General features: G+C 43.6%; 19 protein-coding genes and 2 pseudogenes. 2 read left to right on the top strand and 19 right to left on the bottom strand.

All coding sequences use genetic code 11. The features are described from left to right. Positions 1–172 precede the first annotated feature (172 nt). Positions 173–325 carry a hypothetical protein gene (locus ACUVJL_RS07955; protein WP_445245352.1) on the top strand — a complete coding sequence of 51 codons (153 nt, stop codon included), beginning with the start codon at positions 173–175 and terminating at the stop codon, positions 323–325. Here the strand turns inward: ACUVJL_RS07955 and ACUVJL_RS07950 are convergent. The 19 genes and pseudogenes from ACUVJL_RS07950 to ACUVJL_RS07860 all read right to left on the bottom strand — a co-directional run bounded on the left by ACUVJL_RS07950 (position 289) and on the right by ACUVJL_RS07860 (position 11,896). Next, a complete protein-coding gene (locus ACUVJL_RS07950; RefSeq protein WP_445245350.1) occupies positions 289–456 on the bottom strand; it encodes an HNH endonuclease in 168 nt (55 codons plus the stop codon). The two genes, ACUVJL_RS07955 and ACUVJL_RS07950, sit on opposite strands and share 37 nt — an antisense overlap. Beyond that, positions 446–778: a helix-turn-helix domain-containing protein gene (locus tag ACUVJL_RS07945; RefSeq protein WP_445245349.1), complete on the bottom strand. Its 333-nt coding sequence runs from the start codon at positions 776–778 to the stop codon at positions 446–448. Before ACUVJL_RS07945 ends, ACUVJL_RS07950 begins: the two co-directional genes overlap by 11 nt. A gap of 36 nt (positions 779–814) precedes the next feature. After that, a complete protein-coding gene (locus tag ACUVJL_RS07940) occupies positions 815–1,138 on the bottom strand; it encodes a hypothetical protein (protein ID WP_445245348.1) in 324 nt (107 codons plus the stop codon). 363 nt (positions 1,139–1,501) lie between these two features. Next, complete coding sequence (locus ACUVJL_RS07935; RefSeq protein ID WP_445245347.1) at positions 1,502–1,798, bottom strand: hypothetical protein; 297 nt, start codon at positions 1,796–1,798, stop codon at positions 1,502–1,504. 86 nt (positions 1,799–1,884) lie between these two features. Continuing rightward, the gene (locus ACUVJL_RS07930) at positions 1,885–2,235 is read right to left on the bottom strand and encodes a hypothetical protein (RefSeq protein WP_445245346.1); all 351 of its coding nucleotides are present in this window, start codon (positions 2,233–2,235) and stop codon (positions 1,885–1,887) included. Positions 2,236–2,344: 109 nt separating this feature from the next. Further along, positions 2,345–2,545: a hypothetical protein gene (locus ACUVJL_RS07925; RefSeq protein ID WP_445245345.1), complete on the bottom strand. Its 201-nt coding sequence runs from the start codon at positions 2,543–2,545 to the stop codon at positions 2,345–2,347. Positions 2,546–2,580: 35 nt separating this feature from the next. Next, positions 2,581–2,865, bottom strand: coding sequence for a hypothetical protein (locus tag ACUVJL_RS07920; RefSeq protein ID WP_445245344.1), 285 nt, complete (start codon positions 2,863–2,865; stop codon positions 2,581–2,583). A gap of 28 nt (positions 2,866–2,893) precedes the next feature. Next, positions 2,894–3,565, bottom strand: a complete 672-nt coding sequence (locus ACUVJL_RS07915; RefSeq protein ID WP_445245343.1) for an MT-A70 family methyltransferase — start codon at positions 3,563–3,565, stop codon at positions 2,894–2,896. A 1-nt stretch (position 3,566) separates the two neighbouring features. After that, the gene (locus ACUVJL_RS07910; protein ID WP_445245342.1) at positions 3,567–3,971 is read right to left on the bottom strand and encodes a hypothetical protein; all 405 of its coding nucleotides are present in this window, start codon (positions 3,969–3,971) and stop codon (positions 3,567–3,569) included. After that, positions 3,968–4,198: a hypothetical protein gene (locus ACUVJL_RS07905; protein ID WP_445245341.1), complete on the bottom strand. Its 231-nt coding sequence runs from the start codon at positions 4,196–4,198 to the stop codon at positions 3,968–3,970. Before ACUVJL_RS07905 ends, ACUVJL_RS07910 begins: the two co-directional genes overlap by 4 nt. A gap of 108 nt (positions 4,199–4,306) precedes the next feature. Further along, a complete protein-coding gene (locus tag ACUVJL_RS07900; protein WP_445245351.1) occupies positions 4,307–4,660 on the bottom strand; it encodes a DUF6283 family protein in 354 nt (117 codons plus the stop codon). Between the two features lie 171 nt (positions 4,661–4,831). Then, on the bottom strand, positions 4,832–5,122 hold the full coding sequence (locus ACUVJL_RS07895) for a hypothetical protein (RefSeq protein ID WP_445245340.1): 291 nt from the start codon (positions 5,120–5,122) through the stop codon (positions 4,832–4,834). A gap of 136 nt (positions 5,123–5,258) precedes the next feature. Beyond that, a pseudogene (locus tag ACUVJL_RS07890) lies at positions 5,259–5,678 on the bottom strand (DUF6876 family protein). Positions 5,679–5,904: 226 nt separating this feature from the next. Further along, a complete protein-coding gene (locus tag ACUVJL_RS07885) occupies positions 5,905–6,078 on the bottom strand; it encodes a hypothetical protein (RefSeq protein ID WP_445245339.1) in 174 nt (57 codons plus the stop codon). Between the two features lie 103 nt (positions 6,079–6,181). Then, positions 6,182–6,637 carry a hypothetical protein gene (locus ACUVJL_RS07880; RefSeq protein ID WP_445245338.1) on the bottom strand — a complete coding sequence of 152 codons (456 nt, stop codon included), beginning with the start codon at positions 6,635–6,637 and terminating at the stop codon, positions 6,182–6,184. A 112-nt stretch (positions 6,638–6,749) separates the two neighbouring features. Next, positions 6,750–8,261 carry a group II intron reverse transcriptase/maturase gene (locus tag ACUVJL_RS07875; RefSeq protein WP_445245337.1) on the bottom strand — a complete coding sequence of 504 codons (1,512 nt, stop codon included), beginning with the start codon at positions 8,259–8,261 and terminating at the stop codon, positions 6,750–6,752. A gap of 483 nt (positions 8,262–8,744) precedes the next feature. Next, positions 8,745–9,896 (bottom strand): AAA family ATPase, encoded by a 1,152-nt coding sequence (locus tag ACUVJL_RS07870; protein ID WP_445245336.1) that lies wholly within the window; start codon positions 9,894–9,896, stop codon positions 8,745–8,747. A gap of 343 nt (positions 9,897–10,239) precedes the next feature. Beyond that, complete coding sequence (locus ACUVJL_RS07865; RefSeq protein WP_445245335.1) at positions 10,240–11,424, bottom strand: hypothetical protein; 1,185 nt, start codon at positions 11,422–11,424, stop codon at positions 10,240–10,242. Positions 11,425–11,611: 187 nt separating this feature from the next. After that, entirely contained in the window at positions 11,612–11,896 is a 285-nt protein-coding gene (locus ACUVJL_RS07860) for a transcriptional regulator (RefSeq protein WP_333308692.1), read from the bottom strand. A 541-nt stretch (positions 11,897–12,437) separates the two neighbouring features. On the opposite strand from ACUVJL_RS07860, the pseudogene ACUVJL_RS07855 reads away from it, so the two are divergent. Continuing rightward, a pseudogene (locus ACUVJL_RS07855) lies at positions 12,438–13,955 on the top strand (hypothetical protein); the annotation flags it as partial.

The following is a 13,955-nucleotide window of genomic DNA, read 5'->3' as shown; positions in this document are numbered from 1 at the left end:
CCGATCGGATAGGACTCTTCATCGTATTCACGCCCGATATTGGTCAACTTCGGTTTGTCCAGTTTCACTCCCTTGAACACCAGTAAACAAAGGACTGGTCAAAGCTGTTACGAGGGTCAAAGCTGTTGTGACGGTCAGAACTATGTGTTGTCTTTTTATGGAAATACCCAAAATGGTTTACTGGAACTGGAATAACTTATTTGAGCAAGCTGTTGATTTAAAGCCACAAATCGCCTACTTGAATCAGAGGACGATGGGCTTCAAGTTTTTGTCTCAGAGAACGGACATTCAGGGCGTCTGTGAACAGAAGCACTGGAACAAATAAATCACCAGATTTTCTGGCGAATTATTAGATTTGTCCTCGTCCAGGTGATGAACAACTTCACCGGGTCTGAGCTTACGATCGACGGTCTGTTCTGCCACCACCCGATGCAGATACACTGTTTTATAGGTCATAGGTTTTCTCGTTAAAGTAAACGGGAAATACGGCTAGCGCTTTGCTAAAATCGAAAGGTTCGACTTCGGTGTGCTGACGGATTTCTTCAAGCCAAGCAATATCACAGGAGAATATTTCAGCAAATTTGGGCATGAGCCAGTCATACTCATCCGATCGCACATCAACTCGGTTGTTTTCGATTTTTGCTAGCAGGCAGCGGTCGATCGTCATTAAACAGTCTGACGGCGCAACCAGCAATTTACACAAATCTTGCTGGCTAAATCCATGCTCTTGCCGAGCATTTTTAATGGTTTTGCCCAGGCTGATTTTGCATTCGTGCATGGTAAAGAATTCTGGGAGCGACCCAGATATGCGCTCTTAAAGTGTTAAATAACCCAACTTTTCATTTGCTAGTCTCAGGATTTCTTGAATTAATTCATATTTGCGTACAGCAAATTCTGCATGAGGCAATTTGGTCAACCGATGAATTTCGGAATGCGACCATCTGCTCTCAGAATCAAATCCTTGATCACCACTAAGCACTACAATCTCAATTGACGTAGTTTGTGGCCATCGGGTAATTTGCAGATGATATTCATTCCAATCATCGTAGCTATTAAGCAGGCAACTTTCTTTCGTATATTTTATCAGTTTGCCATCTTTGCTTTCCCAAGTACCCTGTTCTATGTCAAAATCTGCCATTATTTTAATCCTCCAGCTCAACCCCCCCACAAGCGAAGCTTTAAAAACATTACGAAAAACATTGCTAGAAACGTTACCAGAAACATTACAAAAAACAAAAAACAAGAAACAGTTATGTCAACCACCACTTTAAAAAATTAATCAATTCCGTAGCTTTCTTTATGACTTGAGTAATGATTGACTTTGTAACAGCAGAATCAGTTATTTTCTAGAAACCCACTTCAGAAATAGCATCAAGACAAGCAGTTTCCCAAGCGCTTTCCTTACTCAGATAGAGTTTAATTGAAGTCTCTCCGAGCGTCACATACTTCTGTTTAGAAAAGAAAATTAACTTGGCTGGATTACCAGTTACAAACTCAGGAGCTAGGTGTAGGTATCGTTGTCGATCGAATATTTCACTTTGGGTCTACCAGTTAGCGTTTCTGTGGGAATTACTTTAATGTCGATTCCCCCATTTTGTAAAGCCAAAATGATTTGATTGACATATTCTGCTGATAAATTGCCTAATTGACCCCCAATCTCTTCTGGAAAAAGAGGCGGAGAATTCTTGAGAAGGTTATACACACTTCTGGCCGTGTACAAACCGGGCCAGGGCAATGAATGTCGTCCAGCAATTTCAATAGAATACTGAACAATTCGGCGATATAGATTGTTATCCATTTGGGTTTGCAGTTGGTGTTTTCTTGATGTTGAACCGAGTCATGTCCAGTATTTGAACTCGGACATGACGGGCGGGTGAATTGTTGCTAGCGTGGCGTTAACGGATAAACTTTGCTTTCTTTTTTGACAATTTCTAGCTGTTTCTGAGTCAAAAGGCAGAAATCTTCAATTTGCGTATCCAGTGCCACAATCAAAAGCTGTCCCTGAAGAGTAATGCCATCAGGAGTAAGTAAGGTTGGTTGACAGGCTTTCATTAAGAAGTTGTCGTCACACAAAATAGCGATCGACAGGTCAGAATAGCGCTGATAAACCCCTTCAAAGAAAGCTTCTTCACCGGGAATGCCTACAAGCTTTTGAATTTCTGGAACCGTTGGCATTTCAGTTGCTTCTACCTCTTGAATTCCTGTTGAGTTGATTAAAGCGTAAAATCGTGACATCTTGGCTCCAGTAAACGACGTAGAAAATCAATCAATATCCCATAGCGAAGCACTAAAATTGTGTTCTGGCTTGACTGGTTTTGGCAAGAGCGATCCAGTTATTACGCTATTACTCAATTGGGATTCCCAATAATACTTTTGCAGCTTCAATGTCTTCAGGTAAAACGTAAAGGGTAAACTTGCCTTGATAAACGTAAAACTCTAGCTGATGAGTCATTTTTTTGATAACAGAAACAACTTTATGATGCTGATTGAACCGAAAATCAGCTACTTTGTGCAACCCGGCAATATTTATCTGAGGTGAAACCATTTTTAGAACTGGGAGCGACCCAGTAATTACGCTATTTATTTTCTGGCAAATTCGTAGCTTGCGGGCGCGTAGCGCATCGACATACACAAATCTGTGGCTGCTTGGAGATGTTCTGGAGCAACATAAACTCTGAAAGCACCTTGTTTCCAGAGCGCATCAGGATCGAAAGGATGAAACTCTATCTGATGCGGAGTCTCAGTATTTTTCAGTGCGGTTTCGTAGCTTGCGGGCGCGTAGCGCATCGACTCATGCTGATGTGCATAAAAATCAGAAACTGTTACTAATCCGTTCTGAGTTTCTGGCAATTCATTAGATTTCATAGTAGGTTTGGTATTGGAACTCAAAACTTTATTGCGAAGCACTAGATAAATTAGCTTCAGCACCCCAGCAGTCCCAGTTTTTTCGTTGTTCCCGAGCGAATAGTTCAATCCTCGACGGGTGCGATAACTTGCCCAATTTCTTGCAGTTTTCCAGCTTCACAGCGAGTCGATCGGCGATCGTCCAAAACTGTTTGGGTTTCTCTGAATGCTTGGTGCGGGGAGCTCTGATGATGTTGTTGATGTTGGTTAGACCGTGAGTGGTAAAACTCCCCGGTGTACCTTTGGTTGCCACCAGAAAATGCTCTGTGCAATTCCGGCCATAATGACCTAGCCCGCCATGAGGTCTGCCATCCTTGGTTATTTTCTCCCAGGTGAAGGTGCTGTGATGGGTAAATCCCCAGCGATCGAGACACCGGAACCCTAGCGCTTGATGGTTATTTGTTACCCACAGCAGCAGATAAGAGTCATTGCTGGCGATCGCACTTATCGGCATCTTCAGAATTTCCTCATCGGTCATGGATGGGTAGCTGCAACGGCCCCGGTGAGTTTTGTCTGTTTCCCTGAGAGAGTAAGCCCACGGCGGGTCAGCAACAATCAGTCTGTATTCTTGATGCGGAATTGGTGGAAGGTTTGGTAAGAGATGAAGTGCGATCGATAGTTTCAGTTGTCCTACTGTGTCATCAGCTTTGTAAGTTTTCATCCTAATTTCTCTTTTTTTTTGAGGTTTGTTTCAAGGTTTTCTCTTGCCGTTTATCTGCTGCAAATCGTTGTTCAGCGTAGTGTTTGTTGATAAGTAGTCCGCGATAAAAAAGTTCCTGTGCTTGTCTAATTTTTATGGAATTTTTATCTATGACTTGAGCAATCAAATACTTGAGGATTTCGACCGAACTTTGACCATCTAATCCCGTAACATTTTGAACAAGTTGAGAACCAATGGCAATATATGCTAAGTCAAAATCTGTTGCGCCTGCTAGAAATTTGACCGCAAATTGTTCCAAACTCCAGTTATTCGATCGAGCTAATTCAAAGACTTTATCAACCTCTTTTTGAATTCTTTCGGCTTCGTCTATTACTTGTTGTTCTCTCTCAGCATCCATGATATTCACCCCAAATTTTTTACTACTTCTGAAGTTTTTATGCTTCGTAAAGCACAGCCGTATATCTCGATATAGATATAGGTAATGATTTGACCTTCAGTGATCGAATCTTGAGCCGTTTTACGATTAAACAAGAAAAACATTCCCCACCAAGTTAAAACCATTGGCGGTTCCTGCAAAACTTCTGCTGTCAGATTTTTTTCATCAATAATTTCTAGGACAACAATGTGTTTCATGGTGTTAGTGATTGGAGAAGAAAGCAGCTAAGATGTAATATAAACTGCCTTCCTTAAGCCTTAAAAGCGAAGCGCTAATTTAACTATGACTTTACAATTGTCATAGAATTAGTCTTTTAAAGTTTCATCAAAAGTTGCCCTTTGTGCGCCATCAATCTCAAGTTTTCTTATCTGACGTGACCGAATTAATGCCAGTCGCAAAGCTAGATTATTGTTCCGAAGTTGGTTGTAAATCCAACCAACACATTCAAGCAGTTTGTCATCTGTGGAATAGTGACAACCCATTGCCACTTTAGGGCTTGTTAATTGATGAATAACTTCTGAAATATCACTGTGTGGATTGGCGATCGTCTCATTCAAAGCTTGATGATTTTCCCGGTTATAGCCAGGAATTTGGCTCAAATCTCGGTTTACTTTCCACGGACAATTAACGCATTGTTTTGTTTGTGTGAGTTGCCTGATTAGTATTTGACAGAAATAATGCGATCGAATTCGTCTCTGACAATTTTCGGACTTTGGCTAAAACTGATTCCACAGTGTCGGCAAGTAAAGTTTCTCAAGTATCCTAATTGACCAAGAAACAGTAGCCGACCCTTGCAGATTTTGCATTTCAAATTTGCCATTTTAGCTTTCCTATTTGAGACTGTTGCTGATAACTAAACCATCATTTATTAAATTGACTGCCCACTCTGCGATCGACTCATTTTTTTCAAGAGTTCCCTTAGCTAGAAATCGCAGGAATTGCAACATTTCGTCTCCCTGAAAATTTGTGCTTTGGTGAATCATGCGACTGGCGATCGCTACATAAGGCGCTTTTTGTTGCACTGCATTTACCCAAGTCTCAATAGCAAAATCGGCTTTTTTGACCTGATTAATGATTGCTTCAGCAAAAATTATGTCAACCTCTGCCTGCAATGCTTCCAATTGTTTTTGCTTTTATTGGAGTGTGATTTCAGGGATTTTTTGGCTGTCAGTCATTTGATTTGCTCCTATGTAAGTGGGGTGATTGAGTGTCTCTGTCCAGTTTCCTGTGTTGGAGAACTGGATAGATTCTTAAGGCTTAATTTTCCTGTGGCAACAGAAGGATTTTCTCTTGTACATAAAGCTTGATTTCAGGCAAGGGAAAATCGGTAATTGGTATCTGTTGAATAATCGCAGGTTGGGTTTCTGGGGTTGGCAAATCTTCCCAACAAGTCAATACCGCAGCATTACCTCGTCTGGGCTTAATAAACTCATGTGCATTTCCGACATGAAGGAACCAAAGTTGAAACTCGGTTAAGCTGTGTTTTCTCGTAACTCTGGGCTGATGAGAGCCGATGCGCTACGCGCCCGCAAGCTACGCATCAAGCAACCAAAAGCATTGAGCATTCTCAGCCAAATATTTAACTCCCTCGGTGTAACAAAGCCCAAGAAAATGTCTGTAATATTGCTCACTTCCACAAAAATGTTGCAAATTCTGCAAGAGTGTTTCAGCATCCATCATTGCCTTTGCCATAATCTGATTGCTAAATTAAAAACATCATTTCCTTACAGCGAAGCATTACCTCATCTTTTCAATGTTCTGAACCTTTATTTAGTTCAAATGCTTCGGCTAATTTGTCATCAATGGCAAATGCAATAATTGCGTAGCTTGCGGGCGCGTAGCGCATCGCACCCGCTATTGCTGCTTGGTTTCCAGCTTTAGAAGCTTCGAGAAAAGTGGGAATTTAATCTTTGTTAGTAAATAGTTCGTTGACTATTGCTAAAGCATTTGTTTGACCAGCCACGGCGCTTGACCAAATCATTGAGGCAAATGCCCAACTATTCATTACTTCTTTTTTGCCTTTATCAGTCTCGATAGTTTCCAAGCTTGACAAAGGATGAACAAAATGTGGTTGCATATCGTGCCTTAATTTATGTGACCAATTCCTTAACTATTAAATGACTTGTTTCACAAATCAGAAGCAAAAAGCGAAGCAGTTGTACTTCGCTTTCTGATAATGATTAATTTTCGTCAACCTCAAGAGGAGAAAGATGAGAATAGGAAGTGGAATGTGTTTCAGTCCGATCGGCGATACTAGCGGATTTAGCGCCCGATCGAATTGCCCAAGTTTTAAGGTCGTCAATTTGACCTTGAGCGATCCGCGCTAACGGGACGCACCCAGTAATCGCTATGGTCAAATCTCGCTCTGTGAATTCGCGTCCGGCGCTGAAACCAGATTGCATTGCGTCGTAGATAACTTGCTCAATCTCCGCACCGGAGAGAGACGGTGACTGACTTGCCAGCATTCCGCAATCGAAGTCTCCCGACTTAACTCGATTAGGACGGATGCGGGTGAGGTGAACTCGGAAAATTGCTTCCCGCTCTGAGTGGTTGGGCAGGTCAACCCAGAAAATTTCATCAATCCGACCTTTCCGAATTAGCTCGGCCGGCAAAACTTCGGCGCGGTTCGCAGTCATCACTACGAATACCGGCGCGGTCTTTTGTTTGAGTCGAAGGGGAGTATTATCTCCCGCTCCTCTCAGTTAGATCCGGACGTGCGCCTTTCGGTGCATCCGGCTCCCGATGTTCTTAGCTTTCGCTTTTGCTCATGTGGATGTAATCGTGGCAGCTTTCGTGGATAGCTAGAAGGTTATCTTTCTGCCAATTTTTATGGTTTCCATCGACATGATGGAGGTGTACCTTCTCGTCACTAAGCATTTTTAAGCCGCAATGACCACATGAATGGTTTTGCTTTTTGAGAGCTTTAGAGGTTTCGCTATCATAGAGCTTGCTGTTACGTTCGCTCCAGTAAGCAATATCTCCGTCGTGGGGTGATTTCTCCCCTTTGACATTGATATGTTTGTTTTCGGAGTGTGGAACCGTTGGGAACGCTTTATCCAGCAATTTCTTGCTGGTATGGCGATTCTGATTTGATTCCTTATTGAATACCCTGTAAGCCCTTGCTTGGATGTGATATAGCGAGTTTCTTGACCCGTCCATCTTGCAAAAGCGGTGGTAATTCCTCCAGCCTCTAACTACAGGGGCTAATTTCTCAGCCTTTGTGGTAGCACCATAATTCGAGTTGTTGACGATGTGTTTTACTTTCTGACGAAAAGCTTTGAAATTATCCACTGAAGGAACGCATCTGAACTTTCCGTTACTTTGCACTTTGAAGTGCCAGCCAAGAAAATCAAACCCATCTGTCGTAGCGGTTAGCTTGGTTTTCTTTTCATTAATCTTCATCCCCCTTTCTGCTAGAAACTGGCTTATTTGCTCAAGTATTGCCACTGCATCGTCTTTGGGCTTGAGAATGAACACCATATCATCTGCGTATCGCACAGACTGGTGGATGTCCTCTATGCCATTGAGTGCAATGTTAGCTAGTAGGGGACTCACCACCCCCCCTTGCGGGGTTCCCTGTTCAGGGAATTCTGGGTTGACTCCTGCTTTAAGGCATCGGTATATTCCGAGTTTTATACCCTTTGGAGCAATGAGTCGTTCCATTATGGATTTGTGAGCAATCCTATCGAAGCATTTTTCGATATCGAGTTCAATGACTCGTTTTTCTATTCCGTTGCAGGCGGATCGTAGGTTATTGAACAAGATTTTCTGAGCGTCATGTGTCGCCCTACCTGTTCTGAACCCGTAACTCCTGGCGTGGAAAATTGCCTCATGTGCTGGTTCTAAGGCAAGCTTGACGAGACATTGCCAAGCTCTATCCCCAATGGTAGGCACTTTTAGGAGGCGAGTTGTCCCGTCCTTCTTTGGTATGGGTATTTCCCGTAGTTTCTGGTGTTTCCAGTTGCTACTTTTGGCTCTAAGTTCATTGCTCAGATTCAGCCTTTCCTCATGGTTGAGTGAGGCTTTACCGTCTATACCTGCCGTTCTTTTCCCAGCATTTAGCTGCGTTACCTGGCGTATTGCCAGCATCCTGGCGGCGGTTGACTTGAGAATCAACCTCTGAAGGGACATAGCTTTGCGCTTGTCGCCAACTTGAATCGCTTTGTACACTCGTTTTTGTAGGCGGAATAAGTTCTTCTGGAATTTCTTCCAGGGGAGGGTCTTCCAAGATTCACTAGCATTACTGCTGTGTCTAATCATGCTCTGCTCCAACTTGTGTATTCTGAACACCTCAGACCAATTACGGTCTGTCCTACCCGATTCAAGGGGATTCCGACTCTCGTCTGTCCTACTTAGGTTTTGACATTCCCTTGACCCTTGAACCGTTTTTATTCGTTCCCTCGGTTAGATTGTTCGTTTCCTTAGGTGTAGCCAATTCGACCATTGGAACCCCTAGACTCTTGCCGCTATATGCAGGATATGCGGCGGGATTGTCTCCAATTAAGTCGGGTTTTTGCATTGTGTCCCGCTTCCTGGTAGGTCGCTTTTCTAGGCTCTGTTTCACCGTAGAAACCCCCCATTAGCGCCAGTGTCACCCCACAACGGATGTCTGATTGCGCCCTGTTCCCAGCTTCGCTCTCTAGAAATCGAGTCTAGTCGGCGTGGGCAGATAGGGAGTCATACCTGAGTCTGGTAGGCGAGACTTTCACTCGCATCAGACCGAGAGTTCAACCAAATCTATTTCTAGATTTGGTTGGCAGCGTTATGTACGGGTTGAGTACCGTGATTCACGCTACAACGAATCGCACCTTGCATCCAGGTCAGCAGCGCGCCGAATACCCGCGGGGAAGTTCCTGAGTCACCATCCATGCCAGAGGTGATGTTGGCGAAGGCCTTATCAATTTCGTCAAGGAATAAAACGCATGGTGCGATCGCCTCGGCTAACTTAATGACGTGTCTGATCCGGCTCTCGCTTTCGCCGACCATGCGGCCAAAGACTCGACCGACATCGAGGCGCAGCAGCGGGAGTTTCCATTCAACCGCGATCGTCTTGGCTAGGAGCGACTTACCCGTTCCCTGAATGCCGGCGAGCAGTACCCCCTTGGGATTGGGCAAACCATATTCACGGGCTTGGTCACTGAAAGAGTGCGATCGAACTGTTACCCATTGCTTGAGATTTTCGAGTCCGCCGATCGACTCCAGACCTGATTGAACCGGGATAAATTCGAGGATGCCTGTCTCTCGGATGGTTTGGCGCTTTTCCTCGATGACCGCAGCGAGGGCCCGAATATCAACTTTTCCAAGAACTAAGCACTTGGCAAGGACGCGAGAGATTCGGCACCGAGTCAGCCCCTGGCAAGCCTTTGTTAGCTGTTGCCGTTGTTCTGCGTTGAGTTTAATTTCCTTGCCAACCAGTCGATCGATTAGCTTTGATATTTCATCGATGGTCGGCAGCGAGATATCCACTACCGTAATTTCTTCGCGCAGTTCTTGTGGAATTCTCAGTTGGTCAGAGAGGATGACGAGGCAGCGACGGTCACGGGCTATTTGTTTTGCCAGATTTTTCAGTTCCCGGACGATCGCTAGTTGGTTACTTGCTATCTGCCCATTCGCACCCGGTGCAATCAGAGTCGCGATGTCTTTCATGACAAAGACAGTGACTTGTTCCATTGTCGGCGCTTTGCTAATCCGCTCCAAGGCTTGCATCGGATTTCCCTTGGATGTACCCGAATCCGTCCAACCACGGGCAAAATCCCAGAAGTAGATTTGCCCTTCCTTAGCTTTTGCTATATCACACAAAATTTCTTCGGCGGTTTCCTCTTCTGGGCTTACTACCCACAACAAAGGAAATCGTGCCATCAACATTAGCTGAATTTCTTTTTTTAAGTCTATCATGTTTCTATCCCCTGATTAAGTAAGTCGGCGCTTTAAAACGCAACTATGTAAACGATGTAAAGTGTCCAAATGCTTTCTACTGGCTAACTTAAGCCTATTTACATACGGTTACATTATTCGGTTTAATCCCGTCTATCTACTTACTACCGATTACCAAGTACCGATTGCCAATTACCCTATTACTGGTTGACGATTACTGGTTGATACGAGAGTGATTATGAGTATTGAGTTTAAGTCCTCACTCAATACTCAAAACTCAAACCCCGAAACCCAAACTTTCTCTCTTTTTTCTCAGTAACAGTTGTTGAGAGCTGTTACTGAGTTTTTGTTTCTGTTTCTGTTTCTAGTGAACAAGAGCAAGTTTTTGTTTCTTGCTTTTACTGGGAGTTTTTTCAGAAACGTTATCAGAAACATTATCAGAAGTGTTGTCAGAAACGTTATCCGAAGTGTTGTCAGAAGTGATAACAGGTGATAAATGAGCTATCATGCTTTTCAATTCTTCAATTTCTTTGAGAGCATCAGACAAATCACCATGCAAAGTCTCGTTTTCGACCATAAGCTGTGCGTCTGTAACGATACCATCATCACTATCATCAAATTCTCGATCGACTTCTAAAGCCCCACTGATTTTCTGTTGAGTTTGCAGGTTAGTGATTGTTGTCGAAGCTTCTTTAAGTTGAGCTCTTAGCTGTTCTATTTGAGATTCTAGGACTTGTTTCTCACCAACTTGTGATTGCAGAGCTTGGATTTGAGAATGGAGACTGGACACTTCTCGTTCCCGTGCTTCGATTTGTCCATTAAGTTTAGACATTTCGTTAAGTCGATCGCGAGAAGCCGTTTCAAATTCTGCAACTTCGAGCAATCGTTTTTCAGCAACTGAGAGTTTAGCTTTGAGTTCGTTGTTTTCGGCAACAAGTAAATCCAACTGTTGACGAAATTCTTCAGAATCTGCCAACTTTTGTTTATTGAGATCCATGTAAGCTTGCCGGAGTTCGTTGCGTTGGCGTTCGTATTCTGATTTGAAAAACTCCAACTCCATTTTATTCTGAGGAAAATCTTTGAGTTGTTGGCGCATCAACTCATTTTCAGCAGCTAACTGTTTCATCCGATCGCCACTCACACTCGTATCAGCTTTTTGATAAGCCAGTCTGTAGAACGCGATCGCCATTTGATGAGCAACCTTGAGAATATCTTCAGGTATTTCGGAGTCCTCCAGCAAACCATCGTCCGCTGCTTCCAACAGTGCTGTTGCTAAATCCTTCTCTGATTTTCCTTGCTTCATCAGCGACAGATTATCTGTACGCCATTCTTTCAGCAATTTGCAGATAATATCGGTGCTCCCTCCGATTCCGTAAATTTCCTTGAGTGCTGCACCCACACTCCGAACCACAATGCCTATACGATTTTTATTGAGTACAGCACACGTAAAATCAATCATTTCTCGACTGATTCCTGTGTATTGCTGACGGCGATCGAACTCAAATCCTGTCAAATCAAGTGTTTGAAACGTTGTCGGTAATTTTGCCATTATTTTCACCATTATTCCTTATTCTTTCGCCGTTATTTCACCTTAATATCTCCATTTTTGACAATAAGGTTCTGCACTTCCTAACTCTATATTTCCGAGTTGAGAAGTTCTTCGGCTCTAGAATCAAGATAACACAAAAACACCAAAAAACGCACAGCAGTGTTTCTATGTTTTTGTTACTTATTTTTCAACAGGCTTTTTTTTCGAGCTGGACAACTCTTTTTTTGCCAGTGGCTTGAGCCAGATCGTAGAGATTGCACTGCAAGAGCAGACACATTTCCAGGGTTTCACGGGGTGTAAGGCGAGGCTCAAACGCCCCGTTATTCCACTCTCTCAGGCTTTTTGGAGTAACTTTGCGCCCACTTCCTATTTCAGCAAACCGCCGAGTCAGAATCTCGGCAAATTGTTTTTGGCTATAGCCCAAACGTTTGTACAGGTACATAAGACTTTGGTCATCTAATTTTTTTGCCATGTGCATTAACGCACACTCATGTTCTATACTATCATAGCGTACATGAGTGTTCGCTCCTAATAAAGTTCAGTAACAGGATGGAATTGCAGCCCCAATCCTGTTGCATCACTATTCTGGCAGTGAAAACAACCAAATCGCACTCCTGAACGAAAAACCACGCTTGAAAACCCCAGAATCTTTTCAGAGCAATGGACTCCTTTGCTTCAAAAGCTTGATTATGCAAGCGGATGAAAATAAAACTCAGGAAAAGCTTAAATGACTCAAAACGGATGGTGCCGATCGAATTATCACAAAGACGGGAAAAGACGTTTCGGTTTATTGACTAACGGTTTGTGTGCTGAGTGCTATTGGTCAGATCCAGCTTAAGGTACTTTCGCGGCTAACGAAGTTAAGGCAATTGAAACCCAAAAAATTACACGACTCATAGAAAAAATTAATGATTTGGAGGAACAACGATCATTGGTCAATCAGGAAATCTATCGTTTGCGTAATCAATTGCAAGCTTTAGTTACAAAAAATTCAAATTCTGGAGTTACAAAAAATGAAAATCGATCGTGAACTGGCACAGAAACACCTAACTTTGTTGGGTTATCAACCAGGGCAAGCTTTGTTAAGGTTTTTCTATCACCATTCTGACGAACGCAAGAAAAAAGATAAAGGTCGGAAACTCTCTGGCCTCAACTGGCAACAAATTGAACAATATCAAGCCGATAACCGCGGTGTTTATGTTGTAGTCAATGGCGCAGGTGCAGAGACAGCTTCAGGGAAAGATGGACACAGCGATGCTGACATTACACAATGTTGTGCCATTTTTTGTGAATGGGACGACATCCCGCTAGCTAAACAATTTGAAAAATGGCAGGAAGTAGGTTTTGTTCAACCGACCTTCACCATTTTTAGCGGTGATAAGTCCATGCAGCCCTACTGGCTTTTTGATGAGCCGATCGCACCGGAACAATGGCGGGAACTGCAAGTGCTTCTGATTCAAGTCATGGAAGCAGACGAGAGCAATAAAAATCCCAGTCGTGTTTTTCGACTGGCGGGTGCGTGGCACGTTAAGCCCGATCGCCAACCCAGAAAAACCGAAATTGTTGAAGAGTCAGGCACTCGCTACAGCTACAGTGATTTGCGCGATCGGCTCCTCATTCTCTATCAAGAGTTCCTGGCTCGGAAACAAAGAGAGCTCGAACAACGCCAAAAGTTACTCGCTCAGCAACAACTCGAACTGCAACAGCGCCAAGCTGCTACGATGCGCGAAGCGCCTCGCCCGTGCTACGCATCCGCATCCACGCCCACACCCGCACCTGCATCCGCCATCAGTAGTAGCAATGGTTCTGCCACGGCAACTGCAACACTAATAAGACCGGAGCAAATATCTCAACGGTATAAAGAGCTTACTGTTCCGGTGCCGATGCCAATTTCCCTACAGTGCGCTCTTGGGAAACCTAATAAGGAATTTTTGAATGGGGTAGCGACTCTCCGCAATACCTCAATGGCAACACTGGCACGGGACTTGATCGGAGTTCAATCCGAGTTCAGCCGATTGGGACAGATAACCAATGAGGATGCCTACACTCTGTTTCTTGATGCTTGTCGGCGCTGTTCTCCCGGCGGTGGCTGGGATGAACAAGAGTGGGAGCAAATTTGGAATTCCGCAGTTAAGTCGAACCCGATCGCCAGCATCTCAAAATATTTTAGTGATGGGATTGAAAGCTGCATTAAAGGTGAATACTGGCGATTCATTAAGTCTTTGCAACCTGATCATTTAGTTTCATTATTGGAGGCAGAGGCTGAATCTGACTTGGCTAACTTAGCTACCTCCGAATCAGAAGTATCTGAATTTAATATTTTAAATTCAGATGACAGAATGATTCAGGATTACCGAAAAATCATTAGAAAATTTGGAAAACGGCTTCGCTTGAATAAACTCAGCAAGCGAATCGAAATTGACGGTAAACCAGTATCTCTCGATCGAGTCCGCATTCAACTCGCAATCAAACACGGAATTCTCGTCAAATCCAGTCGAGAAGATGTTCAAGATATCCTGACAGAAATAGCA

The sequence above is a fragment of the Microcoleus sp. OTE_8_concoct_300 genome (assembly GCF_031383065.1).
Taxonomy (GTDB): Bacteria; Cyanobacteriota; Cyanobacteriia; order Cyanobacteriales; family Microcoleaceae; genus Microcoleus.
This window is presented reverse-complemented; position numbering and strand designations above follow the sequence as displayed.

Bases quoted from the DNA above. Each gene is read 5' to 3' on its own strand.
- ACUVJL_RS07935 (WP_445245347.1), bottom strand. From the start codon at position 1,798: ATGGATAACAATCTATATCGCCGAATTGTTCAGTATTCTATTGAAATT.
- ACUVJL_RS07860 (WP_333308692.1), bottom strand. From the start codon at position 11,896: ATGGCAAAAAAATTAGATGACCAAAGTCTTATGTACCTGTACAAACGT.
- ACUVJL_RS07870 (WP_445245336.1), bottom strand. From the start codon at position 9,896: ATGATAGACTTAAAAAAAGAAATTCAGCTAATGTTGATGGCACGATTT.
- ACUVJL_RS07945 (WP_445245349.1), bottom strand. From the start codon at position 778: ATGCACGAATGCAAAATCAGCCTGGGCAAAACCATTAAAAATGCTCGG.
- ACUVJL_RS07925 (WP_445245345.1), bottom strand. From the start codon at position 2,545: ATGGTTTCACCTCAGATAAATATTGCCGGGTTGCACAAAGTAGCTGAT.
- ACUVJL_RS07950 (WP_445245350.1), bottom strand. From the start codon at position 456: ATGACCTATAAAACAGTGTATCTGCATCGGGTGGTGGCAGAACAGACC.
- ACUVJL_RS07940 (WP_445245348.1), bottom strand. From the start codon at position 1,138: ATGGCAGATTTTGACATAGAACAGGGTACTTGGGAAAGCAAAGATGGC.
- ACUVJL_RS07955 (WP_445245352.1), top strand. From the start codon at position 173: ATGGTTTACTGGAACTGGAATAACTTATTTGAGCAAGCTGTTGATTTA.
- ACUVJL_RS07880 (WP_445245338.1), bottom strand. From the start codon at position 6,637: ATGACTGCGAACCGCGCCGAAGTTTTGCCGGCCGAGCTAATTCGGAAA.
- ACUVJL_RS07905 (WP_445245341.1), bottom strand. From the start codon at position 4,198: ATGAAACACATTGTTGTCCTAGAAATTATTGATGAAAAAAATCTGACA.
- ACUVJL_RS07930 (WP_445245346.1), bottom strand. From the start codon at position 2,235: ATGTCACGATTTTACGCTTTAATCAACTCAACAGGAATTCAAGAGGTA.
- ACUVJL_RS07920 (WP_445245344.1), bottom strand. From the start codon at position 2,865: ATGAAATCTAATGAATTGCCAGAAACTCAGAACGGATTAGTAACAGTT.
- ACUVJL_RS07865 (WP_445245335.1), bottom strand. From the start codon at position 11,424: ATGGCAAAATTACCGACAACGTTTCAAACACTTGATTTGACAGGATTT.
- ACUVJL_RS07885 (WP_445245339.1), bottom strand. From the start codon at position 6,078: ATGCAACCACATTTTGTTCATCCTTTGTCAAGCTTGGAAACTATCGAG.
- ACUVJL_RS07875 (WP_445245337.1), bottom strand. From the start codon at position 8,261: ATGATTAGACACAGCAGTAATGCTAGTGAATCTTGGAAGACCCTCCCC.
- ACUVJL_RS07915 (WP_445245343.1), bottom strand. From the start codon at position 3,565: ATGAAAACTTACAAAGCTGATGACACAGTAGGACAACTGAAACTATCG.